The 25,969-nt window shown below is 68.0% G+C and carries 24 protein-coding genes and 1 riboswitch; of the genes, 12 read left to right on the plus strand and 12 right to left on the minus strand.

Translation table 11 applies throughout. The annotated features are described in order from the left end of the window. Positions 1–4 precede the first annotated feature (4 nt). Entirely contained in the window at positions 5–1,120 is a 1,116-nt protein-coding gene (gene ald, locus QM701_RS18110) for an alanine dehydrogenase (protein ID WP_415168402.1), read from the minus strand. 666 nt (positions 1,121–1,786) lie between these two features. On the opposite strand from ald, the gene QM701_RS18115 reads away from it, so the two are divergent. The 4 genes from QM701_RS18115 to QM701_RS18130 all read left to right on the plus strand — a co-directional run bounded on the left by QM701_RS18115 (position 1,787) and on the right by QM701_RS18130 (position 7,793). Continuing rightward, the gene (locus tag QM701_RS18115) at positions 1,787–3,337 is read left to right on the plus strand and encodes an acyl-CoA carboxylase subunit beta (protein ID WP_415168403.1); all 1,551 of its coding nucleotides are present in this window, start codon (positions 1,787–1,789) and stop codon (positions 3,335–3,337) included. Positions 3,338–3,351: 14 nt separating this feature from the next. Further along, positions 3,352–3,564: a hypothetical protein gene (locus QM701_RS18120; RefSeq protein ID WP_415168404.1), complete on the plus strand. Its 213-nt coding sequence runs from the start codon at positions 3,352–3,354 to the stop codon at positions 3,562–3,564. Between the two features lie 42 nt (positions 3,565–3,606). After that, positions 3,607–5,580 (plus strand): pyruvate carboxylase subunit B, encoded by a 1,974-nt coding sequence (locus QM701_RS18125; RefSeq protein ID WP_415168405.1) that lies wholly within the window; start codon positions 3,607–3,609, stop codon positions 5,578–5,580. Between the two features lie 329 nt (positions 5,581–5,909). Beyond that, a complete protein-coding gene (locus QM701_RS18130) occupies positions 5,910–7,793 on the plus strand; it encodes a potassium transporter Kup (protein ID WP_415169429.1) in 1,884 nt (627 codons plus the stop codon). On the opposite strand, the gene QM701_RS18135 is transcribed toward QM701_RS18130, so the two are convergent. The 4 genes from QM701_RS18135 to QM701_RS18150 form a co-directional block, all read right to left on the minus strand. After that, positions 7,794–8,999, minus strand: a complete 1,206-nt coding sequence (locus tag QM701_RS18135) for an exo-beta-N-acetylmuramidase NamZ domain-containing protein (protein WP_415168406.1) — start codon at positions 8,997–8,999, stop codon at positions 7,794–7,796. 264 nt (positions 9,000–9,263) lie between these two features. Further along, positions 9,264–10,301 (minus strand): glycosyltransferase family 4 protein, encoded by a 1,038-nt coding sequence (locus tag QM701_RS18140; RefSeq protein WP_415168407.1) that lies wholly within the window; start codon positions 10,299–10,301, stop codon positions 9,264–9,266. Beyond that, positions 10,298–11,212, minus strand: coding sequence for a lysophospholipid acyltransferase family protein (locus QM701_RS18145; protein ID WP_415168408.1), 915 nt, complete (start codon positions 11,210–11,212; stop codon positions 10,298–10,300). The genes QM701_RS18140 and QM701_RS18145 overlap by 4 nt, the downstream gene beginning before the upstream one ends. Then, positions 11,209–11,973, minus strand: coding sequence for a GNAT family N-acetyltransferase (locus QM701_RS18150; RefSeq protein WP_415168409.1), 765 nt, complete (start codon positions 11,971–11,973; stop codon positions 11,209–11,211). The genes QM701_RS18145 and QM701_RS18150 overlap by 4 nt, the downstream gene beginning before the upstream one ends. A 253-nt stretch (positions 11,974–12,226) precedes the next feature. Between QM701_RS18150 and QM701_RS18155 the strand changes: the two genes are divergently transcribed. Together QM701_RS18155 and QM701_RS18160 are read left to right on the plus strand one after the other, a co-directional pair. Continuing rightward, complete coding sequence (locus QM701_RS18155; protein WP_415168410.1) at positions 12,227–12,865, plus strand: DUF47 domain-containing protein; 639 nt, start codon at positions 12,227–12,229, stop codon at positions 12,863–12,865. 11 nt (positions 12,866–12,876) lie between these two features. Next, positions 12,877–13,884, plus strand: a complete 1,008-nt coding sequence (locus QM701_RS18160) for an inorganic phosphate transporter (RefSeq protein ID WP_415168411.1) — start codon at positions 12,877–12,879, stop codon at positions 13,882–13,884. Between the two features lie 22 nt (positions 13,885–13,906). Here the strand turns inward: QM701_RS18160 and QM701_RS18165 are convergent, their stop codons facing one another. Further along, complete coding sequence (locus tag QM701_RS18165) at positions 13,907–14,350, minus strand: YdcH family protein (RefSeq protein WP_415168412.1); 444 nt, start codon at positions 14,348–14,350, stop codon at positions 13,907–13,909. Positions 14,351–14,414: 64 nt separating this feature from the next. Between QM701_RS18165 and greB the strand changes: the two genes are divergently transcribed. Next, positions 14,415–14,981, plus strand: a complete 567-nt coding sequence (gene greB / locus QM701_RS18170) for a transcription elongation factor GreB (protein ID WP_415168413.1) — start codon at positions 14,415–14,417, stop codon at positions 14,979–14,981. A gap of 67 nt (positions 14,982–15,048) precedes the next feature. Next, positions 15,049–15,214: riboswitch (yybP-ykoY riboswitch) on the plus strand. 9 nt (positions 15,215–15,223) lie between these two features. Next, positions 15,224–15,799, plus strand: a complete 576-nt coding sequence (locus tag QM701_RS18175; protein WP_415168414.1) for a TMEM165/GDT1 family protein — start codon at positions 15,224–15,226, stop codon at positions 15,797–15,799. A gap of 19 nt (positions 15,800–15,818) precedes the next feature. On the opposite strand, the gene QM701_RS18180 is transcribed toward QM701_RS18175, so the two are convergent. The 4 genes from QM701_RS18180 to QM701_RS18195 all read right to left on the minus strand — a co-directional run bounded on the left by QM701_RS18180 (position 15,819) and on the right by QM701_RS18195 (position 19,266). After that, complete coding sequence (locus QM701_RS18180) at positions 15,819–16,889, minus strand: tartrate dehydrogenase (RefSeq protein ID WP_415168415.1); 1,071 nt, start codon at positions 16,887–16,889, stop codon at positions 15,819–15,821. 97 nt (positions 16,890–16,986) lie between these two features. Continuing rightward, a complete protein-coding gene (locus QM701_RS18185; RefSeq protein ID WP_415168416.1) occupies positions 16,987–18,099 on the minus strand; it encodes an MBL fold metallo-hydrolase in 1,113 nt (370 codons plus the stop codon). Positions 18,100–18,199: 100 nt separating this feature from the next. Next, a complete protein-coding gene (locus QM701_RS18190) occupies positions 18,200–19,042 on the minus strand; it encodes an amidohydrolase family protein (protein WP_415168417.1) in 843 nt (280 codons plus the stop codon). Positions 19,043–19,065: 23 nt separating this feature from the next. Then, a complete protein-coding gene (locus QM701_RS18195) occupies positions 19,066–19,266 on the minus strand; it encodes a hypothetical protein (protein ID WP_415168418.1) in 201 nt (66 codons plus the stop codon). Positions 19,267–19,468: 202 nt separating this feature from the next. Here QM701_RS18195 and QM701_RS18200 point away from each other — a divergent pair, with 202 nt between their 5' ends. Next, positions 19,469–20,428: a 2-hydroxyacid dehydrogenase gene (locus tag QM701_RS18200; RefSeq protein WP_415168419.1), complete on the plus strand. Its 960-nt coding sequence runs from the start codon at positions 19,469–19,471 to the stop codon at positions 20,426–20,428. A gap of 103 nt (positions 20,429–20,531) precedes the next feature. Then, positions 20,532–21,716, plus strand: coding sequence for an MFS transporter (locus tag QM701_RS18205; RefSeq protein ID WP_415168420.1), 1,185 nt, complete (start codon positions 20,532–20,534; stop codon positions 21,714–21,716). A gap of 2 nt (positions 21,717–21,718) precedes the next feature. Here QM701_RS18205 and QM701_RS18210 read toward each other — a convergent pair whose 3' ends face one another. After that, positions 21,719–23,044, minus strand: a complete 1,326-nt coding sequence (locus QM701_RS18210; RefSeq protein ID WP_415168421.1) for a sensor histidine kinase — start codon at positions 23,042–23,044, stop codon at positions 21,719–21,721. 2 nt (positions 23,045–23,046) lie between these two features. Then, positions 23,047–23,787, minus strand: a complete 741-nt coding sequence (locus QM701_RS18215) for a response regulator (RefSeq protein WP_415168422.1) — start codon at positions 23,785–23,787, stop codon at positions 23,047–23,049. Positions 23,788–24,172: 385 nt separating this feature from the next. Here QM701_RS18215 and QM701_RS18220 point away from each other — a divergent pair, with 385 nt between their 5' ends. After that, on the plus strand, positions 24,173–24,679 hold the full coding sequence (locus QM701_RS18220; protein WP_415168423.1) for a TRAP transporter small permease: 507 nt from the start codon (positions 24,173–24,175) through the stop codon (positions 24,677–24,679). A 10-nt stretch (positions 24,680–24,689) separates the two neighbouring features. Then, complete coding sequence (locus tag QM701_RS18225; protein ID WP_415168424.1) at positions 24,690–25,967, plus strand: TRAP transporter large permease subunit; 1,278 nt, start codon at positions 24,690–24,692, stop codon at positions 25,965–25,967. Positions 25,968–25,969 lie beyond the last annotated feature (2 nt).

Here is a 25,969-nt window from a genome sequence, read left to right on the forward strand (position 1 = left end):
AGGTTCAGCGCAACAGCTTGTCAGCGCTCACGAACTCGTAGCCCAGGTCGTTCGCGACGGCTTCGTAGGTGACTTTGCCCCCGGCGACGTTGAGGCCGTTGCGCAGGTGCGCGTCGTCCGCCAGCGCCCGCTGCCAGCCCTTGTCGGCCAGTGCGATGGCGTGGCCGATGGTGGCGTGGTTCAGGGCGAAGGTCGAAGTGCGGGCGACCGCGCCGGGCATGTTGGCGACGCAGTAATGCACGACGCCATCGACGACGAAAGTCGGTTCCGCATGGGTTGTCGCATGCGAAGTCTCGAAGCAGCCGCCCTGATCGATCGCCACATCGACCATGACGGCGCCCTTCTTCATGCGTGTCACCATGTCGGCGGTCACCAGCTTGGGGGCCGCGGCGCCCGGAATCAGCACGCCGCCGATCACCAGGTCGGCGTCGAGCACCGCCTCCTCGATGCTGTGCGCGTTGGAGAACACGGTATTCACCCGGTTGCCGAAAATCAGGTCGAGATGGCGCAGCCGGTCGACGTTCTTGTCGATCACCGTGACGCGCGCGCCGAGCCCCACCGCCATCTGCAAGGCGTTCGTCCCGACCGTGCCGGCGCCGATGATCACCACGTGGCTGGCCGCCACGCCGGGGACGCCGCCGAGCAGGATGCCCATGCCGCCCTTCGATTTCTCGAGATGCGCGGCGCCGGCCTGCACCGCCATGCGTCCGGCCACCTCGCTCATCGGCGCCAACAGGGGAAGGCCGCCGCCCGGTCCGGTGATCGTCTCGTAGGCGATGCAGACGGCGCGCGACTTGACCAGCGCCGCCGTCTGTTCGGGATCCGGCGCCAGGTGCAGGTAGGTGTAGAGAATCTGCCCCGGACGCAGCATCGCGCATTCCTGCGCCTGCGGCTCCTTGACCTTGACGATCATCTCGGACTGGGCAAAAACCGTCGCGGCATCGGCCGCCAGCGCCGCGCCGGCAGCGGTGTATTGCGCGTCGGTCAGGCCGATGGCCGCCCCCGCGCCGTTCTGGACCAGGACCATGTGCCCGCGTTCCGTCAGTTCGCGCACGCTGGCCGGTGTCAGCCCGACGCGGTATTCATGGTTTTTGATTTCCTTTGGTACCCCGATTTTCATGAGACCTCCTGTTGAGTTATTGAAGCGGAATTACGCCGCGCCCAGTCTCATTGAAATCGTTTCGGATTGACAGGTGAATTAAAAACTCTTTCTGGGTATAAGCACTCCTAATGTATTGATCCGGTTCGCATAGGAGGCGGCATGAAAGCCGTTGCCAGTCAATGACGCGGCTGATGTGATCGGGAGGTTTCGGGAAGCTGCGTCGCTTGTTTATTAAAACTACTTATTAAGCGGGAATGTTTTTGATATTGGTGTCAATTCGAAACGATTCCAATGAGACTGGGTGCGGCGTAGATCCGCCTCAATAACCCAACAGGCAGGAGGTTCCATGAAAATCGGGGCGCCGAAAGAGAAGAATCATGAATGTCGCGCCGGACTGCCCCCGCCAGCGTGCACGAGCCGACCTCGCGTGGAGGCGCTGTTGGGATAGCGCCGGCCATCCGCTTCGATCAGGCGGCGCGGACGGCCAAATCCGGGTTTCGCCATCCGCACCGTTGCGCATGGTGAAAGACTGTCTTATGGAAAGAGAACATCAGCGTATTGCGGTATAGAATGGCCGAATTGCAAAGCGAGGAATCCGCCGTAGGGCTTGCCCGGACAAAAAGAGCAGGCGGCAGGGGCGGAGGCTTCGCGGAAACCGGTTTTTTCACTACTCAGGAAGCTAGCATGAATACTCAGAAGCAACTGGAGCATCTCCTGAAGCTGCAGGCGGAGGCCCGTCTGGGAGGCGGGCAGGAGCGGATCGACAAGCAGCACGCACAGGGCCGCCTGACGGCGCGCGAACGGATCGACATGCTGCTCGATCCGGGTTCGTTCGAAGAGTTCGACATGTTCAAGACGCACCGCTGCCGCAACTTCGGCATGGAGCAGACGGTGTATCCGGGCGACGGCATCGTCACCGGCCACGGCACGGTCAATGGGCGGATCGTCTATGTCTACGCCCAGGATTTCACCGTGCTCGGCGGCTCGCTGTCCGAGACCATGGCCGAGAAGATCTGCAAGCTCCTCGACCTGGCGATGAAGAACGGCGCGCCGGTGATCGGCCTCAACGACTCGGGCGGCGCGCGCATCCAGGAAGGCATCGAAAGCCTGGCCGGCTTCTCGGACATCTTCCTGCGCAACGTGATGGCCTCCGGCGTGGTGCCGCAGATTTCGGCGATCATGGGCCCCTGCGCGGGCGGCGCGGTGTACTCGCCGGCGCTGACCGACTTCGTGATCATGGAGCGGCTCAACTCCTACATGTTCCTGACCGGTCCGAAGGTGGTCAAATCGGTGTGCCACGAGGACGTGACGGTCGAGGAGCTCGGCGGCGCCGACATGCATTCGTCGGTCAGCGGCGTGTCCGACTACGCGGCGGAATCGACCGCCGACGCGATCACCTACATCAAGCGCCTGCTCTCCTTCATCCCGCAGAACAATCTCGAATCGGCGCCCACGCTGCCCTGCGCCGACCCGGTCAACCGGCCGTCCGACGTGCTGCGCACGATCGTCCCCGACAGCGCCAACATGGCCTACGACATGAAACAGGTCATCCTGGAGACGGTCGACGACGGCGATTTCTTCGAGATCAAGGCAAAGTTCGCGCCCAACCTGATCGTCGGCTTCGCCCGCTACAACGGCGTCAGCGTCGGCATCGTCGCCAACCAGCCGGGCCACCTCTCCGGCGTGCTGGACATCGACTCGTCGGTCAAGGGCGCGCGCTTCGTGCGCTTCTGCGACTGTTTCAACATTCCGCTGGTCACCTTCGTGGACGTCCCCGGCTTCCTGCCCGGCACCGCGCAGGAGTACGGCGGCGCCATCCGCAACGGCGCCAAGATCCTCTACGCCTACGCCGAGGCGACGGTGCCCAAGATCACGGTGATCACCCGCAAGGCCTACGGCGGCGCGTACTGCGTGATGTCCTCCAAGCACCTGCGCGGCGACATCAACTACGCCTGGCCGAGCGCCGAAGTGGCGGTGATGGGCTCGCGCGGCGCCGTCGAGGTCCTGTACGGCCGGCAGGCCAAGGAATCCGGCAATCCGAAGGCCTACCTCGCGGAGAAGGAAGAGGAATACCACGAAACGGTGTCCAATCCCTACGTCGCGGCCGAGCGCGGCTACGTCAACGACATCATCGTCCCGTCAACCACCCGCGCGCGCATCATCAAGGCGCTGGCGCTCACGCAGAACAAGCGCGACGTCAATCCGATGAAGAAGCACGGCAACATTCCGTTGTGACGCGGGAGAGAACGATGAAGATCAGGCAGAAGCAGGTGGCGGCGGCGCTGGCGGCCGTCGAGCAGTACCTGCAGGAAGAGCAGGCGGCGGCGCTGGCGGCTCAGGCCGTGGCGGCCGCCGCGGAACGTCCCGCCGCCGAGCCGGGGTTCTGGGCGCAGGCCGGACGCATGGAGGCGATGGGCATGCGCCGCATGATGCAGATGCGCGCCATCGCCCGCATCCGGTAAGTTCAGCGTACTTATAGTTTGTAACCATTGTGGAGCCAAAAAATGACTGACTGTGTGGTAATGACCCCGATGAACTACAGCGCCGACCGTCCCAAGGCGGCCAATCCCGTGAAGATCATGGACCTGTCGCTGCGCGACGGGCACCAGTCGCTGTTCGCCACGCGCGGGCGCACCGAGGACATGATTCCCGTCGCGGAGATGATGGACGAAATCGGCTTCTGGGCGCTGGAAACCTGGGGCGGCGCGACCTTCGACACGATGCACCGCTTCCTCAACGAAGACCCGTGGGAGCGCCTGCGTACCCTCAAGCGCTATGCGAAGAAGACGCCGTTCAGCATGCTGCTGCGCGCCCAGAACCTGGTCGGCTACCGCAACTACGCCGACGACGTGGCCACCGCCTTCGTCGAGCGCGCCGCCGAGAACGGCATGGACATTTTCCGCACCTTCGATGCGCTCAACGATTACCGCAATTTCGAGACGGTCGTCCGGCAGATCAAGAAGAGCGGGAAACATTTCCAGGGCTGCATGTGCTACACGATGACCGAGCCGCGCATGGGCGGTGACGTTTACAGCCTCGAGTACTACGTCGGCAAGGCCAGGGAACTGGTCAACATGGGCGCCGACTCCATCTGTATCAAGGACATGGCCGGGATGATCGCCCCGTACGACGCCTACGAGCTGGTCAAGGCGCTGAAGGCGGCGGTGACGATACCGATCCATCTGCACAGCCACTTCACCTCGGGGATGGCGTCGATGGCCCAGCTCAAGGCGATCGAGGCCGGGGTCGACATCCTCGACACCTGCATGACGCCGTATGCCTATCGCACCTCGCATCCGGCCGTCGAGCCGCTGGTGATGACCCTGCTCGGCACCAACCGCGATACCGGATTCGATATCCGCAAGCTGGCCGAAATCAACGAAGTGCTCGAGAAGCAGGTCATGCCGAAGTACAAGCACCTGCTCGACGACTCGAAGGTTTCGATCATCGACATCAACGTGCTGCTGCACCAGACGCCGGGCGGCATGCTCTCCAACCTGGTCAACCAGTTGCGCGAGATGGATGCGCTGGACAAGATCGACGAGGTTTACAAGGAATTGCCGCGCGTGCGCAAGGAACTCGGCCAGATTCCGCTGGTCACGCCGACCAGCCAGATCGTCGGCGTGCAGACGGTGAACAACGTGCTGCACGACACGCCGGACGAGCGCTACAAGATGATCACCGGGCAGGTCAAGGACCTGTGCTACGGCCTGTACGGCAAGACCGCCGTGCCGATCGATCCGGCGGTGCAGAAGAAGGCGCTCAAGGGCTATCCGCGCGGCGAGGAGCCGATCACCTGCCGTCCGGCCGAAGTGCTCGAGCCGGAACTGGAGAAAGCCAAGAAGGAAATCGGCGATCTGGCCGCGGATATGGACGATCTCCTGATCTACGCCCAGTTCCCGGTGACCGGCAAGAAGTTCCTCGAGTGGAAGTACGGCCGCGCCGAAGTACCGGCCAGCGTCAAGCCGATCACCATGGAGCAGGTCAAGAAGCAGGATGAACTGATCAAGAAGGCCAAGGCCGGCGAACTGGTCGAGCGCAAGGCAGCCGCACCGGCCAAGTCCGAGCGCGTGCGTACCTTCAACGTGTTCGTCGACAACGAGTACTTCACCGTCAACGTCGACCCGACCGGCGACGCGCCGGCAGTGGTGGCCGCGCCGCCGCGCGTAGCCGTCGCGGCGGCTCCGGCCCCCGCAGCCGCCGCCCCCAAGGCGGCTCCAGCCCCCGCCGCGGCACCCGCGCCTGCGCCGGCCGCCGACGTCGGCGGCACCAAGCTCGCCGCGCCGATGCCCGGACTGATCATCCGTTACCTCAAGAACGTCGGCGACAAGGTCGCCAAGGGCGAGGCCGTGGTGGTGCTCGAAGCGATGAAGATGGAGAACGCCCTGGCCGCCCCGTGCGACGGCGTGATCAAGGCCATCGGCTTCAAGAGCGGCGATACCGTGACCAAGGGAGCCGCGCTGTGCGTCATTGAGTGATCGGCCGAGCCGTCCTCGGTTGCCTGGAGGGACGCGGAGCGGTATGCTCCGCGTCCCTTTTCGTCGACCGTCGTTCGGGAGCGTCCGGGCAATCGCGCGAGTGCAATGGACTCCTCCCCCTTCAAGGGGGAGGCCGGGTGGGGGATGGGTTGGTGGCGGCGCGAGTCGATGACCCCATCCCCACCCCGGCCCTCCCCTTGAAGGGGAGGGTGAGGTGGCCGTGCGGTTGTCCCGGGAAGTCCCGGCAGCGTGGCGATACCGGGGAAATTGAACTACGCTGAGCCAACGCCGGCCCGGTCCGAGCACATTTGAAGAATAAAGGTTTGCAGATGCAGCATGGAACGACACGCACGCCGTCGCAGCAGGCGGCCCTGGCCCTGGCTGCGCTCGGGGTGGTTTTCGGCGACATCGGCACCAGTCCGCTGTATACGATGAAGGAAGTGTTCGCCGGCGTGCACCCGATCCCGCTCACGCCGGCCAACGTCCTCGGCATCCTGTCGCTGATCCTGTGGGTGCTGATCGTCATCGTCTCGATCAAGTACGTGGTGTTCATCATGCGCGCCGACAACCGCGGCGAGGGTGGCATCATGGCTATGATCGCGCTGGCGTTGCATTCGGCGCGCGGCAATCCGCGGCGGGAGAAGGCCATCCTGATGGCCGGCCTGCTCGGCGCCGGCATGTTCTACGGCGACGGCATGATCACTCCGGCGATCTCGGTGCTCTCCGCGCTGGAAGGCATGGAAGTGGCCACGCCGCTGCTCACGCCCTACGTGCTGCCGGTGACCCTGGTCGTGCTGTTCGTCCTGTTCTTCTTCCAGCGCCACGGCACCGGCTCGGTCGGCAAGCTGTTCGGCCCGGTGATGATCCTCTGGTTCGCCTCGCTGGGCGTGCTCGGCCTCCTCAACATCGCGGTCAACCCCCACGTCCTGGGGGCGGTCAATCCGCTGCACGGCCTGCGCTTCCTGTTCGAGAACCGCGGCCTGGCGCTGGTCGCCATGGGCGCCGTGGTCCTGTCGGTCACCGGGGCGGAGGCGCTTTACGCCGACATGGGGCACTTCGGCGCCACGCCGATCCGGCAGGCCTGGTTCTTCTTCGTCCTGCCGTCGCTGATGCTCAATTACTTCGGCCAGGGCGCGCTGATCCTGGCCAAGCCCGACGCCGTCGCCAATCCGTTCTATCACCTGGCGCCCGAATGGATGCTCTATCCGCTGGTGGCGCTCGCCACGATGGCCACCGTGATCGCCTCGCAGGCCGTCATCTCGGGCGCTTTCTCGGTCTCCCGGCAGGCCATGCAGCTCGGCTTCCTGCCGCGCTTCGAAGTCCGGCACACCTCGGACAAGCAGCAGGGGCAGGTCTACCTGCCGGGCGTCAACTGGGGCCTCTTCTGCGCCGTGACCGTGCTGGTGCTCGGCTTCCGCTCCAGCTCCAACATCGCTGCGGCCTACGGCATCGCCGTCACCGGCGACATGGTGATCACCTCCTGCCTGGCCACCTTCGTCGCGGCGAAGGCCTGGGGCTGGGGCTGGTCCAAGGCGGCCGCCCTGTTCGCGCTGTTCCTGCTCGTCGAGGTGACCTTCCTGTCGGCCAACGTCCTGAAAATTCCGGACGGCGGCTGGTTCCCGCTGGCCGTGGGCTCGCTCGTCTTCCTGGTCATGAGCACCTGGAAGCGCGGCGCGCAGCTGCTGACCGAGCGCACCAGCGGCGAAGCCATCGAGCTGGACGCCTTCATCGACGCCCTGCTCATCTCCGAACCCGTGCGCGTCGCCGGCACGGCGGTGTTCATGACCTCGAACAACGACCGCGTGCCCAACGCCATGCTGCACAACCTGATGCACAACAAGGTGCTGCACGAGCGGGTGCTGGTGCTGTCGATGCAGGTGTTCGACGTGCCCTACGTGCCGGAGATCGACCGCGTCGAGATCAAGGCGCTGAAAGGCGGCTTCTACCGGGTGACCGTGCAGTACGGCTTCAAGGATGAGCCGGACATCCCCGCCGCGCTGGCGCTGTGCGCGGCACAGGACATGGAGATCGACATGATGGAGACCTCGTTCTTCCTCGGCCGCGCCACGCTGATCCCCAAGGTCGGCTCGGAGATGATGTACTGGCGGGAGAAGCTGTTCGTCTTCATGTACAAGAACGCCAGCAGCGCGATGAGCTTCTACAAGATTCCGACCAACCGCGTCGTGGAGCTCGGGGCGCAGGTCGTCCTGTAATCAGTACAGCAGATAGTCGCGGCGTGCTTCCGACCACGCGGCTTCGTCGCGCGCGGCCAGGCGGTCGAGGTCGGCCGGCGTCGCGGCCGGGTCGTCGACCCAGCCGCGCAGGAGTTCGCTGCCGTTGATCAGGTCGATGGCCAGGCGGTCGTGCTCGTATTCGTAGGTGAAGTCGCGCCATAGCGGGTAGTCGGGGTGGAGCCGCCGGATCGCCTTGAAGGCCAGCGCTTGCAGGCGCCAGGGGCGGAATTCGCCGTGCCGGTAGGCGGCGTCCTCGACGTGGATGTGCACGCCGTTGCACAGTTTCCCCGCGTGCTTGTGGAAGGTCGGCTCGAACCAGCAGTCGCGCAGGCGGCAGCCGGCCAGCCAGCCGGGCGCCAGCGCGCGCATTTCGGCGAGCACGGCGCGCGCGTCGAGGTCGGGCGCGCCGAAGAGTTCCAGCGGCCGCGTCGTGCCGCGCCCTTCGGAGAGCGTGGTGCCTTCGAGCATCACCGTGCCGGCGTAGCAGCGCGCCATGGACAGGTTCGGCGCGTTCGGGCTGGGATTGATCCAGGTGCGCTCGCCGAGCGGCCAGCCGAAGCCGGGCGCGGCGTCCGGCTGCCAGCCCTGCAGCGGGATCACTTGGCAATCGACGTCCAGGCGGAATTCGGCGACGAACCAGCGCGCCAGCTCGCCCAGCGTCAGGCCGTGGCGCATCGGCAGCGGCCCGGCGCCGACGAAGCTCTCCCAGCCGGAGCGCAGGGTCAGCCCCTCGACCGGCCGGCCGGCCGGGTTGGGGCGGTCGAGCACCCAGACCGCCTTGCCGTGGCGGGCGGCGGCTTCGAGCATGTAGAGCAGCGTGGTGATGAAGGTGTAGATGCGGCAGCCGAGGTCCTGCAGGTCGACCAGTAGTACGTCGAAGGTGTCGAGCATCGCCGCCGTCGGCCGCCGCACTTCGCCGTAGAGGCTGAAGACCGGGATGCCGTGCCGGGGATCGAGGAAATCCGGCGACTCGACCATGTTGTCCTGCTTGTCGCCGCGCAGGCCGTGCTGCGGCCCGAAGGCCGCCGTCAGGTTGAGGTCGGGCAGCGCTGCCAGCGCGTCGAGGGCGTGCGTCAGGTCGGCGGCGACCGAGGCGGGATGCGCGAGCAGGGCGATGCGCCGGCCGGCGAGCGGGCGGCGCAGCGCGGGGTCGGCGAGCAGGCGGTCGAGTCCGAAAAGAATCATGGCGGGCGGTTCGCAAGGCGGAGGCGTCGAAGTCTACCGCGAAGTCGGCGCGCTGTCCGGCTGCCGGTTCGCCGGCGCAACGGCCATGCAACATTCGCCGGGTAGATTGCTCCCGTGCCGTCTGACTGGAGCGAAGGCCATGGGTTTCGGATGGATCGTGGAGACGCTGGAGAGCGCCGTGGAGCGGCTCTGCCGCCGGTATTTCCAGGGCGAATGGCTGCTTCCCTGGCTGCCGGACGACCTCTGATCCGGCCCGGCGGCGCGTCAGCGCGGGATGCGCCGCAGCGCCTCCAGCAGCTGCCCGGTCGCCGCTTCCCATGAAAATTCCTCGGCCCGGCGGCGGGCCTGTTCCCTGGGAATGTCCAGCGCGCGCAGGCAGGCTTCGCGCAGGTCGGCGTGCATCACCCCGGCGCCCGACCGGCCGATCACGTCGAGCGGGCCGGCCACCGGGAAGGCGGCCACCGGCGTGCCGCAGGCCATCGCCTCGATCATGACCAGCCCGAAGGTGTCGGTCACGCTGGGGAAGACCAGCACGTCCGCCGCGCGGTAAAGGCGGGCCAGCGCGGGCCCGTCGAGCAGGCCCAGCCAGCGCGCCCGCGGATGTGCCGCCTGCAGCCGCCGCCGCTCGGGGCCTTCGCCGGCGATCCAGCGCTCGCCGGGCAGATCGAGCCGCAGGAAGGCGTCAACCTGCTTTTCGACGGCGATGCGCCCGACGTACAGGAACACCGGCGCGTCCGTGGCGCGCGGCGGGCGCTCGCCCCGGTCGCTGAAGACTTCGAGGTCGACGCCGCGCGACCACAGCCGGGCGCCGTGGAAGCCGCGCGTCCGGAGGTCGTGCACGATGGCCGGGGTCGGCGCCAGCGTGGCGCACGCCGCGTTGTGGAAGCGGCGTAGCGCGGCGTAGGTCCAGCGCGGGGGAATGCGGAAGCGCGCGTGCACGTATTCCGGAAAGCGGCTGTGATAGGCGGTGGTGAACGGCCAGCGGCGGCGCAGGGCGATCCGCCGTGCCAGCCAGCCCAGCGGGCCTTCGGTGGCGATGTGCAGGCAGTCGGGCGCGAAGCGGTCGATGCGGCGGGCGAGTTCCGCCGCGTGCGTGACGGCCAGGCTGATTTCCGGGTAGGTCGGGCAGGGGAACGAGCGGAATTCGAGCGGCGAGACGATCCCCACGCGATGGCCCCGGCGTTCGAGTTCGCGGCGCGTCATCTTGAGCGTGCGCACGACGCCGTTGACCTGCGGCTCCCAGGCGTCGGTGACGATCAGTATGCGCAGCGCGCCGGCGTTTTCCCGGTCCGCTCCCGTCATGTCCTGCCCCGCGTATCGGCGCAGGGCCGGGGCAAGGCTCCCGCCGCCGGCCCGGGCGGCGCCTCGGGGAGGCCGCGCTTCCCGCCGTATCCGCCGGCGTCTGCCGCCGCCGGGGTCTCGGCAGCCATGCCGAGCGCGTAGGCGATGGCGCTGCGCGCCGAGGCGGCCAGGGCGCGGCGGTCCGCGCCGGCGGCAACGCCGGGCGGCGCCAGCGGCGGCGTCGGGCGCAGGCGCACGCTCAGGGAACGGCAGGCCAGGATCGCGGCCAGGCAGGCACCGAAGCTGGTGTCGCCCGCATAGGCCGGCGCCGCGCTGCGGCGGCCGTCGGCGGCGAAATAGGCGAGCGCCACCGGCCGGATCGGATGGCGGCCGTCGATCGCCGGCTGCAGCAGCGCCCCGTGGAAGGGCAGCACGACCGAGCCGTCCGTCGTCGTCCCCTCCGGGAAGATCGCCACGTCCTTGCCGGCGGCGAGCAGTTCGGCGATGCGCCGGTTGATCGCGTGCGTCTGGCCGCGCTGTCCGCGCCGCAGGAAAAGCGTGTCGGTGTTGGCGGCGAGCCAGCCGGCGAGCGGCCAGCCGCGTACCTCGGACTTGGCGACGAAGGCCATCGGGCGGACGGCGTTGAGCGCGAAGATGTCCAGCCAGGAAACGTGGTTGGCGACGAACAGGCTGCCCGGCGCCAGGGCTTCCTCCCTGCCGCGCGCCATGCCCCGCGGGTGTCCCGCCAGGCGGATGCCGAGGATGTCCAGCAGCTGGCGCGACCAGCGCCGTTTCAGCCAGAGCCGGACCGCGTCGTTCAGAAAGGGATAGGCGCAGGCGACGGTGGTCATGCCCCACAGCAGATGCAGGCCGAGGCGGGCGCAGCGCACCCAGCGCAGCGGCGGCGGGGCGGGCGGCAAGGCGCCGCTCAATCCGGTCTGCCCATGAAGTGCCTGGCGTAGCGCAGGTCCATGCGCGATATGGGCATCAGGATCGGCAGGTCGGCGGTGTTGAAATCCGGGTCCCAGGCCGGTTCGCCGCAGATGTACGCGCCGGCGCGCAGGTAGCCCTTGATCAGCGGCGGCAGTTCGGCCTGCGCGTCGCGGCGCAGGGCGTCGAGCGGCAGCGGGCAGCGCGGGAACACCCGGTATTCCAGCGGGCTCATGTATTCGCCGAGGCGGCCGAACAGGCTGGCGGCGGCATGCCCGCCGTCGGCCATGCCGATGCTGGCGCAGCCGATCAGATAATCGTGGCTGTGTTCCAGCATGTACTGCGCGAGCCCGCTCCACAGCAGGGCGATGGTCGCGCCGCTGCGGTAGTCCGGATGCACGCAGGAGCGGCCGATCTCGACCAGGCGCGGGCGCAGCAGCTGCAGGCGGGTCAGGTCGAATTCGTTTTCCGAGTAATAGTTGCCGATGCGGCGCGCGTTTTCCGGCGACAGGATGCGGTAGGTCCCGACCACGCAGCCTTCCGCGTCGTCGCGCACCACCAGGTGCTGGCAGAACGGGTCGTAGATGTCCTGGTCGATCCCCGGTACGGCGGTCGGCAGCCGGGCGCCCAGTTCCTCGGCGAAAACTCGGTAGCGCAGGCGCTGCGCCTCGATCACGTCCCACTCGGAGCGGGCGAGTCCGACGGAAAGCTTGCGTCTGGCCGGCCGGCGCTGCGGGTCGGCCTGGATGGGGGTGGTCGTCATGGTCTGGTCTCCGCAAAGAATCGTGGCGGAGGGCAGTCTGGGCGGTCGAGGTTACGGCGGTGTTGCATGCAGATGATCGTTTCCCTGCGGGACCTTTTTCCGGGCGATCCGCGCCCTTGAAAAATGGCCGATTGCGTCCATCCGGGCCGCTGCTTTTCCGGGAAATTTGGCAGAAATCCTTACGTAACAAATCCTTAACAACCCTTTTCCGGGATGTATAATCCGCGCCGTTCCCAACTGACGAAAAAACAAGATGCTCTCGCGATTCATGCCCCGTGACGGGAAGTTCTTCGATCTGTTCAACGCCCACGCGGAGCAGGTGGTTCTGGGAAGCAAGGCGCTGGTGGGCCTGCTGACGGTGTTCAACGGTTCCGACGAAGAAGCGGAAAAGCAGTGCCATCTGGTCGATGTGGCCGAGAAGACGGCCGACAACATCACCCACGAGACCATGCGCCAGCTGCACAAGTCGTTCATCACCCCGCTCGACCGCGAGGAAATCCACCAGCTGATCACCAACCTCGACAACATCCTCGACCTGACCCAGGATGCCGCGCACACGGTGACGCTGTACAACATCCGCCACATCACGCCGGAAGCCATCAAGCTGAGCGAGATCGGCCTGCAATGCGCCGAGCGCGTGCGCACCGCGGTCAGCCTGCTCACTTCCATGGACAACGGCGGCCAGATCCTCAAGCTGTGCCGCGAGATCGACGAGCTCGAATCCGCCGCCGACCGGGAGATGCGCGGCGCCATGTCGCGCCTGTTCCGCGAGGAGCCCGACGTCCGCGAACTGATCAAGTACCGCGCCATCTACGAACTGCTCGAAACGGTGACCGATCGCTGCGAGGATGTGGCGAACATCCTCGAAGGCATCGTCATCGAAAACTCCTGAGCGGTCGTCCCATGGATACCGCAAACATCGGCATGGGCGTCATCGTGCTGCTCGTCGCCATGGCCCTGGCGTTCGACTTCATGAACGGCTTCCACGACGCCGCCAACGCGATCGCCACGGTCGTCTCCACGCGCGTCATGAAACCGCACACCGCGGTGGCCATGGCCGCCGTCTGCAACGTGGCGGCGATCTTCATCTTCGAGCTGAAGGTGGCGGCGACGGTGGGCAAGGGCACCATCGAACCCTTCGCCATCGACTACTACGTGATCTTCGGCGCGCTGGCCGGCGCCATCGCCTGGAACGTCATCACCTGGTACTACGGCATCCCCTCGTCCTCGTCGCACGCGCTGATCGGCGGGCTGATCGGGCCGGCGCTGGTGCATGCCGGGCCGGAGGCGCTGATCACCTCCGGGGTCATCAAGGTGGTCGCCTTCATCCTGGTTTCCCCGCTGCTGGGCATGGTGCTCGGCTCGCTGATGATGATCCTGGTGTCCTGGCTGTTCCGCAACACCACCCCGCGGCGCGTCGACAAATGGTCGCGCCTGCTGCAGCTGTTCTCCGCCTCGGCCTACGCCCTCGGGCACGGCGGCAACGACGCGCAGAAGACCATCGGGATCATCTGGATGCTGCTGCTCTCCAGCGGCATGATGCAGCCCGGCGACCACGTGCCCTACTGGGTCGTCGCGTGCTGCTACGCGGCGATCGGCCTGGGCACCGTCTTCGGCGGCTGGCGGATCATCAAGCTGATGGGGCAGAAAATCACCAAGCTCAAGCCGGTCGGCGGGTTCTGCGCGCAGACCGGCGGCGCGGCCACGCTGTTCTTCGCCACCGCGCTCGGCATTCCGGTATCAACCACGCATACCATCACCGGCGCCATTGTCGGCGTCGGCGCGACGAAGCGGCTCTCCGCGGTACGCTGGGGGATCGCCGGCTCGATCGTCTGGGCGTGGGTGTTGACCATCCCGTGCAGCGCGCTGATCGGCGCCCTGTTCTGGGGAATCGGCAGGTTGTTCCTCTGACCGGCCCTGCCGGCCGTGTCGTTTACGCCGGAATGTCCGGCACCAGCATCTTTTCGAGCTGGTAGATTTTGTCCTTGAGCGCGAGCTTGCGCTTCTTCAGCCGCTGGATCAGCAACTGATCCTGATCGGGCAGCGGGGTGGCCGCGAGGTGCTCGACGATCAGGTTGAGGTCGCGGTGCTCCACCTGAAGCTCGTTCAGGGTGGCGCGGGCATCGGCTATTTCCTTTTCGGTCAGCATCGTTTTTTCCATTCGGCAGTAATCGGCCAACTCATGATCGGCTGCCATCCGTATTCCTGCCGTACGGTCGTCCCCCGGATCGCAGCCCTTGTCTTTCCACGTGTCCTGCCGCATGCCGGCAAGCGCGATGGCGGAGACAATGGTAGGCGCTCCGGAGCGAAAAAACAACGGCGGAACGGGGCGGCCCGCAGCGTGATCGAAGCCTCGGGGAGCGCGGCGCCGGGCCATGTTTTCGCCGCGCGCGTTGTGGTTAAATCATCCGTTCCAGTACTTTCGCGTTTTCCCGGAGCACATGAACAAGGCCTTCACCCGCGAGACCGACGACGAGGATGACGACGACGGCGTCGACACCTCGCCGAGCCTGCCGCAGGGCGCCCGCAACTACATCACGCCGGGCGGCTACGCGCGCATCAGGGACGAGCTCGATCAGCTGCTGCGCGTCGAGCGGCCGCACGTGGTCGAGGTCGTGCAATGGGCGGCGTCGAACGGCGACCGCTCGGAGAACGGCGACTACCTCTACGGCAAGAAGCGCCTGCGCGAGATCGACCGGCGCATCCGTTTCCTGACCCGGCGGCTGGATCTGGCCGAGGTCGTCGACCCGGCGGCGCGCGGCGAGAACCGCGACCAGGTGTTCTTCGGCGCGACGGTGACGCTGTGCGACGAACAGGGCGAGGAGCAGACCTACCAGATCGTCGGCATCGACGAGACCGATTTCGCGCGCGGGCGGATCAGCTGGGTGTCGCCGCTGGCCCGCGCGCTGATCCGCGCGCGCGAGGGCGACCAGGTGCGCTTCCACAGTCCGGCCGGCTGGCGGGAGGTGGAGGTCGTCGAGGTCGTGTACCGGACGATCGAACCCTGAGCGCCCGCGCGCGCCGGCCTCATTCTTTCCCTTTTCTGGCGCGGCCGCGGATGCTTGGCGTATAATGCGCGCCGTCATCGGGGAGTAGCCGCCCTTCCAGCGAAGGAGCCTGCGTCAACACACTTGCCTGAAAAGGCGTGGCGCAGGCAGCCGTTCGGCCAGGCAAGACCTTTGACCATGCGCTTCCTCGGGCCGGAGAAGCCGCATGGTCGATCGTCGAATCCGGCCGGGGACATAAAAAAATGGAAGCCTTCCTCATTTCGACCGGCGTCGTCGCCCTGGCCGAAATCGGAGACAAGACTCAGCTGCTCGCCTTCATCCTGGCCGCGAAATTCCGCAAGCCGGCGCCGATCAACCTGGGCATCCTGCTGGCCACGCTGGTCAATCATGCGTTCGCCGGCGCCATCGGCACCTGGCTGACCTCGCAGGTGGCCCCGGAAACGATGCGCTGGATTCTCGGCGTGTCCTTCATCGGCATGGCCTTGTGGACCCTGATCCCGGACAAGTTCGAGGAGGACGACGCCCGGCTGACGCGCTTCGGCGTGCTGGGCACCACGCTGATCGCCTTCTTCCTCGCCGAAATGGGCGACAAGACGCAGATCGCCACGGTGGCCCTGTCGGCCCGCTTCCACGCCTACTACGCGGTCGTCGCCGGGACGACCTGCGGCATGATGATCGCCAACGTGCCGGCGGTCCTGCTCGGCGACCGCATCGCCGAGCGCATCCCGGTGCGCGTGGTGCATGGCATCGCCGCGGCGATCTTCGGCGTGCTCGGCGTCGCCACGCTCTGCGGCGCGGGGCAGGGTCTGGGCTTCTGAGCCGGGGCGGCAGGCGCCGTCAGGCGCCGGCCGCGATCGCCTCGGCGATGGCCTTGCCGACGTCCGCCGTCGACGCGCTGCCGCCCATGTCCGGCGTCCTCGGGCCTCCGGCGAGCACGGCCTCGATGGCGCGCAGCATGGCGGCCGCCGCGTCCGGGTGGCCGAGGTGTTCGAGCATCATGGCGCCGGCCCAGATCTGCCCGACCGGGTTGGCGATGCCCCGCCCGTAGATGTCCGGCGCGGAGCCGTGCACGGGCTCGAACAGCGAGGGGAAGCGGCGTTCCGGGTTGAGGTTGGCCGACGGCGCGATGGCGATGGTGCCGGTGCACGCCGGTCCCAGGTCGGAGAGGATGTCGCCGAACAGGTTGGAGGCGACGACCACGTCGAACCAGTCCGGATGGCGCACGAAGTTGGCGGTCAGGATGTCGATGTGGAACTTGTCGGTGCGCACCTCCGGGTAGTCCCTGCCGATCGCCGCGAAACGCTCGTCCCAGTAGGGCATGGCGATGGAGATGCCGTTCGACTTGGTCGCCGAGGTGAGGTGCTTCTTGGAGCGCTTCGCCGCCAGCTCGAAGGCGAAGCGGATGACGCGGTCCACGCCGATGCGCGTGAAGACGCTCTCCTGCACCACGAATTCGCGTTCGGTGCCTTCGAACATGCGCCCGCCGACGCTCGAATACTCGCCCTCGGTGTTCTCGCGCACGATCAGGAAGTCGATGTCGCCGGGCCGGCGGCCGGCCAGCGGCGACGGGACGCCGGGCATCAGCCGGGCGGGGCGCAGGTTGACGTACTGGTCGAATTCGCGCCGGAACTTGAGCAGCGAACCCCACAGCGACACGTGGTCGGGCACCTTTTCCGGCCAGCCGACAGCGCCGAAGAAGATGGCGTCGTGCCCGCCGATCAGCGCCTTCCAGTTCTCCGGCATCATCGCGCCGTGCGCGAGGTAGTAGTCGCAGCTCCAGTCGAACTCGTCCCAGCGCAGGCCGACGGCGTACTTGCGCGCGGCCGCTTCGAGGCAGCGCAGGCCTTCGGGGACGACTTCCTTGCCGATTCCGTCGCCCGGAATCACGGCGATCCTGTGGGTTTGCATCGTTCCGCCTTTCCGAAAATTCGAGGTGCGGGGCCGGTTGCGCCCGCCGGCGACGATTATCCGCGCATTCCCCGCGCGCGGCGACGCGGCCGCATCGCTACGGCCGGCGCGGCGCCGGATCGATGCGCCGGCTCTCGCCGTGCTTGAGCAGCCAGAAGCGTTCCCGCGCGATGCCGGCGTCGTCGAGCGCCCTGGCGAGGTCTTTCGGCGGCTGGTCGAACGGCTCGCGGGTCAGCTCGAAGGTGCCCCAATGCACGCCGAGCGCCTGCCGCGCGTCGAGGTCGCGCAGGATCTGCACCGCGTCCGCCGGGTTGACGTGCTGCGGCCGCATGAAGTCGCGCGGCAGGTAGGCGCCGACCGGCACCGCCAGGAAATCGACCGGGCCGAGGCGGCGGCGGATTTCCTTGAACAGCGGCGCGTACCCGGTGTCGCCGGTGTACAGGAAGCGCCAGGGGGTTTCCGACCCCGGCGCGCGCCATTCGACGGCGAAACCGCCCCACAGCGAGGCGTTGGTGTCGGACAGTCCGCGCCGGCTCCAGTGCTGCGCCGGCACGAGGCTGATCGTCAGCCCGCCGTCCTCGCGTGCGTCCCACCAGTCGAGCTCGTCCACGTCGGCGATGCCTTCGCCGGCGAACCAGTCCTTGAGCCCGAGCGGCACGAGCCAGCGCGGCTTGAAGCGCTCGGCCAGGGCGCGCGCCGTGGCGCGGTCGAGGTGGTCGTAGTGGTTGTGCGAAATCAGCACCAGGTCGATCGGCGGCAGCTCGGCGACCGACAGCGGCGCCGGCACGCGCCGCGCCGACGACAGCCACGCGAACGGCCCCGCGTAGTCGCCCAGGTGCGGGTCGAGCAGGACGTTCCGGCCGCCGACCTGCAGCAGCATGCCGGCATGGCCGAGCCAGGTGATCACCGGCGCCTGGTGGCGTTCGGCGAGCAGCGCGCGGTCGACCTCGCCGCGCCATCTGGCGGCGAAGGCGGCGTAGCCGCCCTCCGGTTCCGCCTCCGGGCGGAAATCCCCGCGCCAGCGGCGCTGGAGCACCTCGTACCAGGGCGTCCGCTCCGCCGTCAGCGACGTTTCCGGGTTGACGAAGCCGTGCGGCCGATGGTGCGGCTTCTGCGGATCGTAGTAGGCGTTCTGGCCGGCGCAGCCGCCCGCCGCGATCAGCGCGCAGAGCGCCAGGACGCGGCTGAAAAAGGCTTGGATCGCGGGCATCGTTTCTCCGAGGCAAGGGGCCGGGACGGCGCCAGGGTACTGACCGGGACGGCGCGCGCCGGGTTCCGCGGCGCCCGTCCGCCCGGACGGCGCCGCGCGCTCAGTTCCCCGGCGCGGGCGCGAAGCCGAACAGGGCGGCGGGGTTCTCCCACAGGATGCGGCGGCGCACCGCGTCCTCCGGGAACAGGCGGGCGAACAGCGTCAGCAGCGGGCCGTAGTCGATCCGTTCCGGCGCGCGCAGGAAGGGCCAGTCGCTGCCCCACAGGCAGCGGTCCGCGCCGAAGGCGTCGACCAGGGCGCGGATGAACGGCCAGGTGTCGGCGTAGGGATAGCTCTGGCGCGAGAATTTGACGTAGCCCGACAGCTTGACCCAGGCGTTGCCCCGGCGGCCGAGTTCGAGCAGGGCGGCGAAGCCCGGCTGGCCGAGCCCGGCGGCCACCTCCGGGCGCCCGCAATGGTCGAACAGCAGGCGCGCGCCGCAGCCTTCCAGCAGCGGCTGCATGGCCGGCAGCTGGTCGCCCTGCACCTGGATCTGGGCGAACATGCCGAGCTCGCCGAGCCATTCCAGCAGGCGGCCGGCGCCGGCGTAGTAATCCACGCCGAACAGCGCCGGGTTGAAGGCGATGCCGACGATGCCCTGCGCCCGCAGTTCCTCCAGCTGCCCGCGCGAGCCGCCGGCCGGCATGACGGCGATCCCCTTCAGGCGGCCTTGGCCGCGCGCCAGCGTGTCGAGCAGGCAGCGGTTGTCGCTGTCGTAGCCCGAGTTCGGCTCGACCATGAGCGCGTGCTTGACGCCGTAGGCGTCGAGCACGTTCAGGAACTGCGCCGGCGTGCCCAGCTCCTGGCCGGCGGGGAGGTAGAAATTGCCTTCCTGGTACGGAAAGCGGGCGGGGTCGAAGACGTGGTTGTGGCAGTCGATCTTGGGCTCGTCGAAAATGCTCATGCGGGATTCTCCTGGCGCGGCGGTCACGATCCGCACGCCGACGAGGCGTCGCGCGGGTAGAAGTCGCCCGTCGCCAGCACCACCTGGGGCGCGCGGCGGGCGGGCAGGGTGCGCGCGTAGCTTTCGGCCCAGGAGCGCGTGGTGAAGTAGCCGTGCGTGGCGAAGATCAGCGGGCCGTTCCCGTCGTCCTCGTCACGGCAGATCACGAAATAGCGTTCGTTCATGTGTTTTTCCTTTTTCCGGTATGGCGGCATGCGCGTCGGGCGCCGGCGCCGGCGCCGGCGCAAGACCGCCATGGTACGCCCCTCGCCGCCTCTTTTCGCCGCCCGAATCGGGCAAACGATTAGAATGCACGGATTCCTTCGTCCGTCCGTCCGGCCGTTTCCGGGCCTTTTCAGTTAAACGTTTACCGTTCACATCGCCGCCATGACTACCTCCGACCGTCCCCACATCCTGCAGATCGGCAGCCTGCTGCCGGCCCTCGAAACCTGGCTGCGCGAGCGCTACGCGGTCGGCGTGCTCGACGAGGCGCCCGACCCGGCGGCCTTCCTGGCCGAGCAGGGCGCGCGCTTCACCGGCGTCGCCACCTCGGCGCTCTACGGCATCTCGGCCGAACAGATCGCGGCCCTGCCCAAGCTGCGGGTCATCTCGTGCTTCGGCGTCGGCGTCGACAAGATCGCCATGGACGCGGCGCGCTCGCGCGGCATCGCGGTGGGCTACACGCCGGACATCCTCAACGACTGCGTCGCCGACACGGCGTTCGCGCTGCTGCTCGACGTGGCGCGCGCCACGCCGGAGGCCGACCGCTACGTGCGTTCCGGCCTGTGGGCGCAGCGCGGGCCGAACAGCTTCCACCTCGGCCGCAAGGTCAGCGGCGCGCGCCTGGGTATCGTCGGCCTGGGGCGCATCGGCAAGACCATCGCCCGCCGCGCGCTGGGCTTCGAGATGGATATCCGCTACCACGCACGGCATGCGGTGGCCGACGCGCCCTGGACGCACGAGCCGTCGCTGATCGAGCTGGCGCGCTGGGCGGATTTCCTGGTGGTCATCACCGCCGGCGGGCCGGGCACGCGCCACCTGATCGACGCGCCGGTGCTGGAGGCGCTCGGTCCGCGCGGCTTCCTGATCAACGTGTCGCGCGGCTCGGTGGTCGACGAGCAGGCGCTGGTGCGCGCCCTTGTCGAAAAGAAGATCGCCGGCGCGGGGCTCGACGTCTTCGAGAACGAGCCGCACGTGCCGGCCGAACTGCTGGCCATGGACAGCGTGGTGCTGCTGCCGCACATCGCCAGCGCCACCGAGGAAACACGGCTGGCCATGGCGCAGCGGGTGATCGACAACCTGGATCTGTTCTTCGCCGAAGGGCGGCTGGTCTCGGAGGCGCCGTAATGCCGCATTTGCCGCCTCCTCCCGCACGGCGGCGCGGGGGGAGGCGGCAGATGCGCTCCGGCGGCGGCGCGCGCCGTCCCGGACGCGGGGCGGAGGCCGGCCGATGACTGGCGGGGTCAAGCTCAATCGCACGCTGGCCTGCCTGATCGGCGTGCAGATCTGCCTCAACGGCTGCATGGCCGGCGTGCGCATGGCGGCGCCGCTGCTGTCCCTGCGCCAGGGCTACGGCGCGGCGGCGGTGGGCGTGCTGCTGGCGCTGTTCGCCTTCGTCCAGCTGTTCCTGGCCATTCCCGCCGGCCGCTACGCGGACCGCCACAACCTGAAGCATCCGGTGACGATCTGCATGGGTCTGGCGGTGTTCGGGGCGGGGCTGGCGGCGCTGTGGCCGGTCTTTCCGGCGCTGTGCGCGGCGGCGCTGCTGACCGGGGCGGCGACCGGCGCGGCGGTGATCACGCTGCAGCGGCACGCCGGCCGCCTGGCCGACGATCCGGTGCAGTTGAAGCAGGTGTTCAGCTGGATGGCGCTGGCGCCGGCGATCGCCAATTTCGTCGGGCCGTTCCTGGCCGGGCTGGTGATCGACCATGCCGGCTTCCGCGCCTGCTTCGCGGCGATGGCGGTGCTGGCGCTGGGGTCGTGGCTGCTGGTGCGCAACGCGCAGGACACGCCGCGCTACGCGGGGGACGAGGCGGCGGCGCCGCGCGACAGTTCGTGGGACCTGCTCGTCGAACCGCGCATGCGCCTGCTGCTGCTGGTCAACTGGCTGCTCTCCTCGTGCTGGGACGTGCATACCTTCGTGCTGCCGGTGCTCGGCCACGAGCGGGGCATCAGCGCGTCGATGATCGGCGTCATCCTCGGCGTTTTCGCCGTCGCCGCGACGACGGTGCGCCTGTTCCTGCCGCACATCGTGGCGCACCTGCGGGAGTGGGCGGTGATCGTCGGGGCGATGGTGGCCACCGCGCTGCTGTACGGCGTCTATCCGCTGATGCAGTCGGCGCTGGGCATGGGCGTGTGTTCGGCGCTGCTCGGCTTCTCGCTCGGCTCGGTGCAGCCGATGGTGATGAGCGCGTTGCACCACATCACGCCCGTGCATCGCCAGGGCGAGGCGCTCGGCCTGCGCCTGATCTCGATCAACGTTTCCAGCATCCTGACCCCGCTGGTCTTCGGCTCGGTCGGCGCCGCCATCGGCGTGGCCAGCGTCTTCTGGGCGGTCGGCGCGGCCGTGGCCTGCGGCACGCGCGCCGCGTGGAAGCTTAAGTACTGGGATATGCCCGAGGCGAAGAAGGCGTGAGTTCAACGTGCGGGCGGTCTGCGCGGCAGTTCCACCGTCGCTTGCAGGCCGCCGCCGGCGCGGTTGGCGAGGACGATCTCGCCGCCGTGGGCGCGCACGATGTTGCGGGCGATGCTCAGGCCCAGGCCGCTGCCGCCGGTGTCGCGGTTGCGTGAGAGTTCGGCGCGGAAGAAGGGGTCGAGCACCTTCTGCAGCAGGGCTTCGTCGAGGCCGGGACCGTCGTCGAGCACGCGGATGATCAGGCGGTCGGCGCTGTCCTCGATGCGGATTTCCGCCTCGCTGCCGAACTTGAGCGCGTTCTCGATCAGGTTCTGCATGGCCCGCGTGAGGGCGCGCAGCGCGCCGCTGAACGGCGCCGCGGCCTGGCCGGCGAGGCGGCAGGTGGCGCCGGCGTCCTGCGCGTCGTCGACCATGCCTTCGAGCCACTGGTTGACTTCGATGACGCTCGGCTTCTCTGTGAGGTGGGCGCTGCGCGCGTAGTCGAGGCCTTCGGTGACCAGCTCCGCCATGTACTCGACGTCGCGGATGATGTGCTCGCGCGGCGCGCCGCCGTCCAGGGCTTCGGCGCGCAGGCGCAGGCGGGTCAGCGGGGTCTGCAGGTCGTGCGCGATGGCGGCGAGGATCTGCGTGCGTTCCTCGATGTGGCGCAGGATGCGCTCGCGCATGGCGTTGACCGCGCGGGCGGCCTGGCGCAGTTCCTGCGGCCCGGATTCGGAGACCGGCGGCGAATTGGGGTTGCGGCCGAATTGCTCGACGGCGCCGAGCATCCGGTCGATCGGCCGGGTCGCCAGGCGCACGGCCCACCAGACGAAGGGCGTGACGGCCAGCAGCACCACGCCCAGGTAGCCGAGCAGCGCGCCTTCGGACGGCAGGCTGAAGGGGTCGAACAGGTGCAGCACCAGCCGTTCGTCGTCGTCGATCGAGAGCACGGTCTGGATGGCCTTGTCGCGCACCGAGGCGGGCACGCCGGGCGGCAGGCGGAAGGTCAGCTGCGCCTCGGGCGGCAGGTCGGCCTTGAGGATCGCCGAGAGGCGGGCGAGGCGCTCGTCGTCGGGCATGACGTTCTCGATCGTGCCGGTCGCCGGTTCGAGCGAGAAGCGGTAGTGGAAGCCCTGGTTGAGCCGCGCCAGCCATTCCGGACGCTGCTCGCGCGGCAGGCTGCGCATGAAGTCGTAGGCGAACGAGATGTCGGCGCCGAGGAAGCGCGTGATCTGTTCCTTGATCTCCTCGCCGCGGAAGACGATGAAGCCGAAGAAGCTGACGATCTGGATGGCGCCCAGGCCGACGGTGAGGATGGCGAACAGGCGCGCCGAGAGCGAGCGGAACACCGTCAGGCCTCGTAGCTGACCGGCTGCGCGAACACATAGCCTTCGTTGCGCACTGTGCGGATGTAGCGCGGGTCGCGGGCGTGGTCGCCGAGGCGCCGGCGCAGGCGGCTGACGCGCAGGTCGATCGAGCGGTCCTCGATCTCGAATTCGCGGCGCGCGAGCTGGGCGAGCAGTTGGTCGCGGCTGAAGATGTGCTGCGGGTGGTCGAGGAACAGGCGCAGCAGGCCGTATTCGGCGCCGCCGAGCGGGGTGACCACGCCGCCGCGGTCGATCAGGTTGCGCTGCAGGAGGTCGAGCCGCCAGTCGCCGAAGCGGATGGTGCGCACGGCCGATTCGGCCAGCGCCGACGGCGGCAGCATGCGCACCCGGCGCAGGACCGCGCGGATGCGCGCCACCAGTTCGCGTGGGACAAAGGGCTTGGCCAGGTAGTCGTCGGCGCCGAGTTCGAGGCCGATGATGCGGTCAACGTCGTCCGAGCGCGCCGTGAGCATCAGCACGGGAACCGGCGAACGGCTCTCCGCGCGCAGCCGCCGGAAGATCGACAGCCCGTCCTCGCCGGGCAGCATCAGGTCGAGGACGATCAGGTCGACCGGCGCCCGGGTCGCCAGGACGGCGTTCATCTGCCTGCCGTCGCCGGCGTGCGAGACGCGGAAGCCGTTGCGTTCGAGGTAGTCGCCGACCAGTTCGCGGATTTCCCGGTCGTCGTCGACGACGAGGATGTGGGCGGGCCGTTGTTCGTCCATGGGGGTGATTTAACTTCCTCCTGCCGGGTTTTGCCAGTTCCGCGCGCCGCCGGTTTGTATCGGCATGTGTCGTTCGCCTTCCTGACAAAGACGGATACAAGCCGGGCCGCTGCCGACAAACTGGCGATACAAGACGTTGCTTAAATGGGCTTGACCGGCTGCGGGGGGAGGCTGTTTGTCCGTGGCGCGGGGATGGATTGTACCTGCGGCGGCGCATCGGCTCCTCCCCCTTCAAGGGGGAGGTCGGGTGGGGGATGGGGTGCTGCACTGGTGTGTGACCCGACGCAGGGCACCTACCCCATCCCCACCCCGGCCCTCCCCTTGAAGGGGAGGGAGAGGAGGCCGGAGCTTTTTTCGTTCATCTGATTTCATGGGAGCGGTCAACGTGATATTTCTCAACAAACTCGTCACCTGCGTCGAGTGGGTCCTGGTCGCCGTGCTGGGCGTCATGGTGACGCTGGTGTTCGGCAACGTGGTGCTGCGCTACGGGTTCAACACGGGCATCGTCTTCTCGGAGGAGATGTCGCGCTTCCTGTTCATCTGGATCACGCTGATCGGCGCGCTGATCGTCATGAAGGAGAACGCGCACCTCGGGATGAGCAGCGTGATCAGCCTGTTCGGCGAACGCGGGCGGCGCGTCTGCCGCTTTGCCGCCGACCTGCTCACGCTGATCTGCTGCGTGCTGCTGGTGCACGGCTCGTGGCGGCAGGTGGTGCTGGGCATGGAGGACATGGCGCCGGTGACCGGCATTCCCATGGGCATCATCCAGGCCGCGCTGCTGGTGGCCAGCATCGGCATGTCGCTGGTGCTCGCGCATTCGCTGTGGCGCCAGGCCACGGGCCGCATGCCGAGCGAGGAACTGGTGCCGACCCACGCGCGTTCGGTCGAGTGAGGGGGCGACGATGACCATCGCCACGTTCGTGCTGGCCCTGCTCGGCGCCATGGCGCTCGGCGCGCCGATCGCCTTCGCCCTGCTCATCTGCGGCGTGGCGATGATGATCCAGATGGGCAACTTCGACACCCAGATCGTCGCCCAGAACCTGCTGGAGGGCGCCAACAACTACCCGCTGATGGCCGTGCCCTTCTTCATGCTCACCGGCGAGCTGATGAACGCCGGTGGCCTCTCGCAACGCATCGTCGACGTGGCCGACGCGCTGGTCGGGCACGTGCGCGGCGGCCTGGGCTACGTGGCGATCATCGCCGCGGCCATCGTGGCCAGCATTTCCGGCTCGGCCGTCGCGGATACCGCGGCGGTGGCCGCGCTGCTGATTCCGATGATGCGCAACGGCGGCTACAAGGTGCCGCGCGCGGCGGGCCTGATCGCCTCGGCCGGCTGCATCGCGCCGGTGGTGCCGCCGTCGATTCCCATCGTGATCTTCGGGGTCACGGCGCAGCTGTCGATCACCAAGCTCTTCCTGGCGGGGATTTTTCCCGGTCTGATGATGGCCTTCACCCTGGCGTTCACGTGGTGGCTGGTGGCGCGCAAGGATTTCCGCAAGAGCGGCGGCAGGCTCGATCCCAAGCGTCTCGGCAAGGCGCTGCGCGAAGGCGTCTGGGCGCTGGTGCTGCCCTTCGTGATCATCGGCGGCATGAAGGCCGGCGTGTTCACGCCGACCGAGGCGGCGGCCGTGGCCGTGTTCTATTCGCTGTTCGCCGGGCTCTTCATCTACCGGGAACTCGACATCAGGCGCGTGCCCCACGTGGCGCTGGCCGCGCTGAAGACCTCGGCGACGATCATGTTCCTGGTCGCCAGCGCGATGGTCTCGGCGTGGCTGATCACCGTGGCCGACATCCCGGCGCAGGTGGTGGCGATGCTCGAACCGTTCATGGACAGCCCGATCCTGCTGATGCTGGTGATCACCGTGCTGGTGATCGTCATCGGCACCGCGCTCGACCTGATGCCGACGGTGCTGATCCTCGGGCCGATCCTGGTGCCGGTGGTCAGGCAGGCGGGCATCGATCCGATCTATTTCGGCGTGCTGTTCATCATGAACAACGCCATCGGGCTGCTCACGCCGCCGGTCGGCAACGTGCTCAACGTGGTCGCCGGCGTGTCGAAGGAAAAACTCGACGACGTGATCAAGGGGGTCTGGCCGTTCCTCTTGGCGGAAACGGCCCTGATGTTCCTGCTGGTGCTGTTCCCCTCGCTGGTGCTGGTGCCGATGCGCTGGCTTTCGTAACT

Origin of the sequence: Propionivibrio sp., assembly GCF_047602565.1 — a bacterium.
Lineage (GTDB): Bacteria > Pseudomonadota > Gammaproteobacteria > Burkholderiales > Rhodocyclaceae > Propionivibrio.

Coding starts and splice junctions, on each gene's coding strand:
- QM701_RS18215 (WP_415168422.1), bottom strand. CDS start 23,787: ATGGACGAACAACGGCCCGCCCACATCCTCGTCGTCGACGACGACCGG.
- QM701_RS18155 (WP_415168410.1), top strand. CDS start 12,227: ATGCTCTCGCGATTCATGCCCCGTGACGGGAAGTTCTTCGATCTGTTC.
- greB (WP_415168413.1), top strand. CDS start 14,415: ATGAACAAGGCCTTCACCCGCGAGACCGACGACGAGGATGACGACGAC.
- QM701_RS18165 (WP_415168412.1), bottom strand. CDS start 14,350: ATGGCCCGGCGCCGCGCTCCCCGAGGCTTCGATCACGCTGCGGGCCGC.
- QM701_RS18205 (WP_415168420.1), top strand. CDS start 20,532: ATGACTGGCGGGGTCAAGCTCAATCGCACGCTGGCCTGCCTGATCGGC.
- QM701_RS18135 (WP_415168406.1), bottom strand. CDS start 8,999: ATGATTCTTTTCGGACTCGACCGCCTGCTCGCCGACCCCGCGCTGCGC.
- QM701_RS18120 (WP_415168404.1), top strand. CDS start 3,352: ATGAAGATCAGGCAGAAGCAGGTGGCGGCGGCGCTGGCGGCCGTCGAG.
- QM701_RS18160 (WP_415168411.1), top strand. CDS start 12,877: ATGGATACCGCAAACATCGGCATGGGCGTCATCGTGCTGCTCGTCGCC.
- ald (WP_415168402.1), bottom strand. CDS start 1,120: ATGAAAATCGGGGTACCAAAGGAAATCAAAAACCATGAATACCGCGTC.
- QM701_RS18190 (WP_415168417.1), bottom strand. CDS start 19,042: ATGAGCATTTTCGACGAGCCCAAGATCGACTGCCACAACCACGTCTTC.
- QM701_RS18175 (WP_415168414.1), top strand. CDS start 15,224: ATGGAAGCCTTCCTCATTTCGACCGGCGTCGTCGCCCTGGCCGAAATC.
- QM701_RS18180 (WP_415168415.1), bottom strand. CDS start 16,889: ATGCAAACCCACAGGATCGCCGTGATTCCGGGCGACGGAATCGGCAAG.
- QM701_RS18150 (WP_415168409.1), bottom strand. CDS start 11,973: ATGACGACCACCCCCATCCAGGCCGACCCGCAGCGCCGGCCGGCCAGA.
- QM701_RS18225 (WP_415168424.1), top strand. CDS start 24,690: ATGACCATCGCCACGTTCGTGCTGGCCCTGCTCGGCGCCATGGCGCTC.
- QM701_RS18140 (WP_415168407.1), bottom strand. CDS start 10,301: ATGACGGGAGCGGACCGGGAAAACGCCGGCGCGCTGCGCATACTGATC.
- QM701_RS18125 (WP_415168405.1), top strand. CDS start 3,607: ATGACTGACTGTGTGGTAATGACCCCGATGAACTACAGCGCCGACCGT.
- QM701_RS18195 (WP_415168418.1), bottom strand. CDS start 19,266: ATGAACGAACGCTATTTCGTGATCTGCCGTGACGAGGACGACGGGAAC.
- QM701_RS18115 (WP_415168403.1), top strand. CDS start 1,787: ATGAATACTCAGAAGCAACTGGAGCATCTCCTGAAGCTGCAGGCGGAG.
- QM701_RS18185 (WP_415168416.1), bottom strand. CDS start 18,099: ATGCCCGCGATCCAAGCCTTTTTCAGCCGCGTCCTGGCGCTCTGCGCG.
- QM701_RS18130 (WP_415169429.1), top strand. CDS start 5,910: ATGCAGCATGGAACGACACGCACGCCGTCGCAGCAGGCGGCCCTGGCC.
- QM701_RS18200 (WP_415168419.1), top strand. CDS start 19,469: ATGACTACCTCCGACCGTCCCCACATCCTGCAGATCGGCAGCCTGCTG.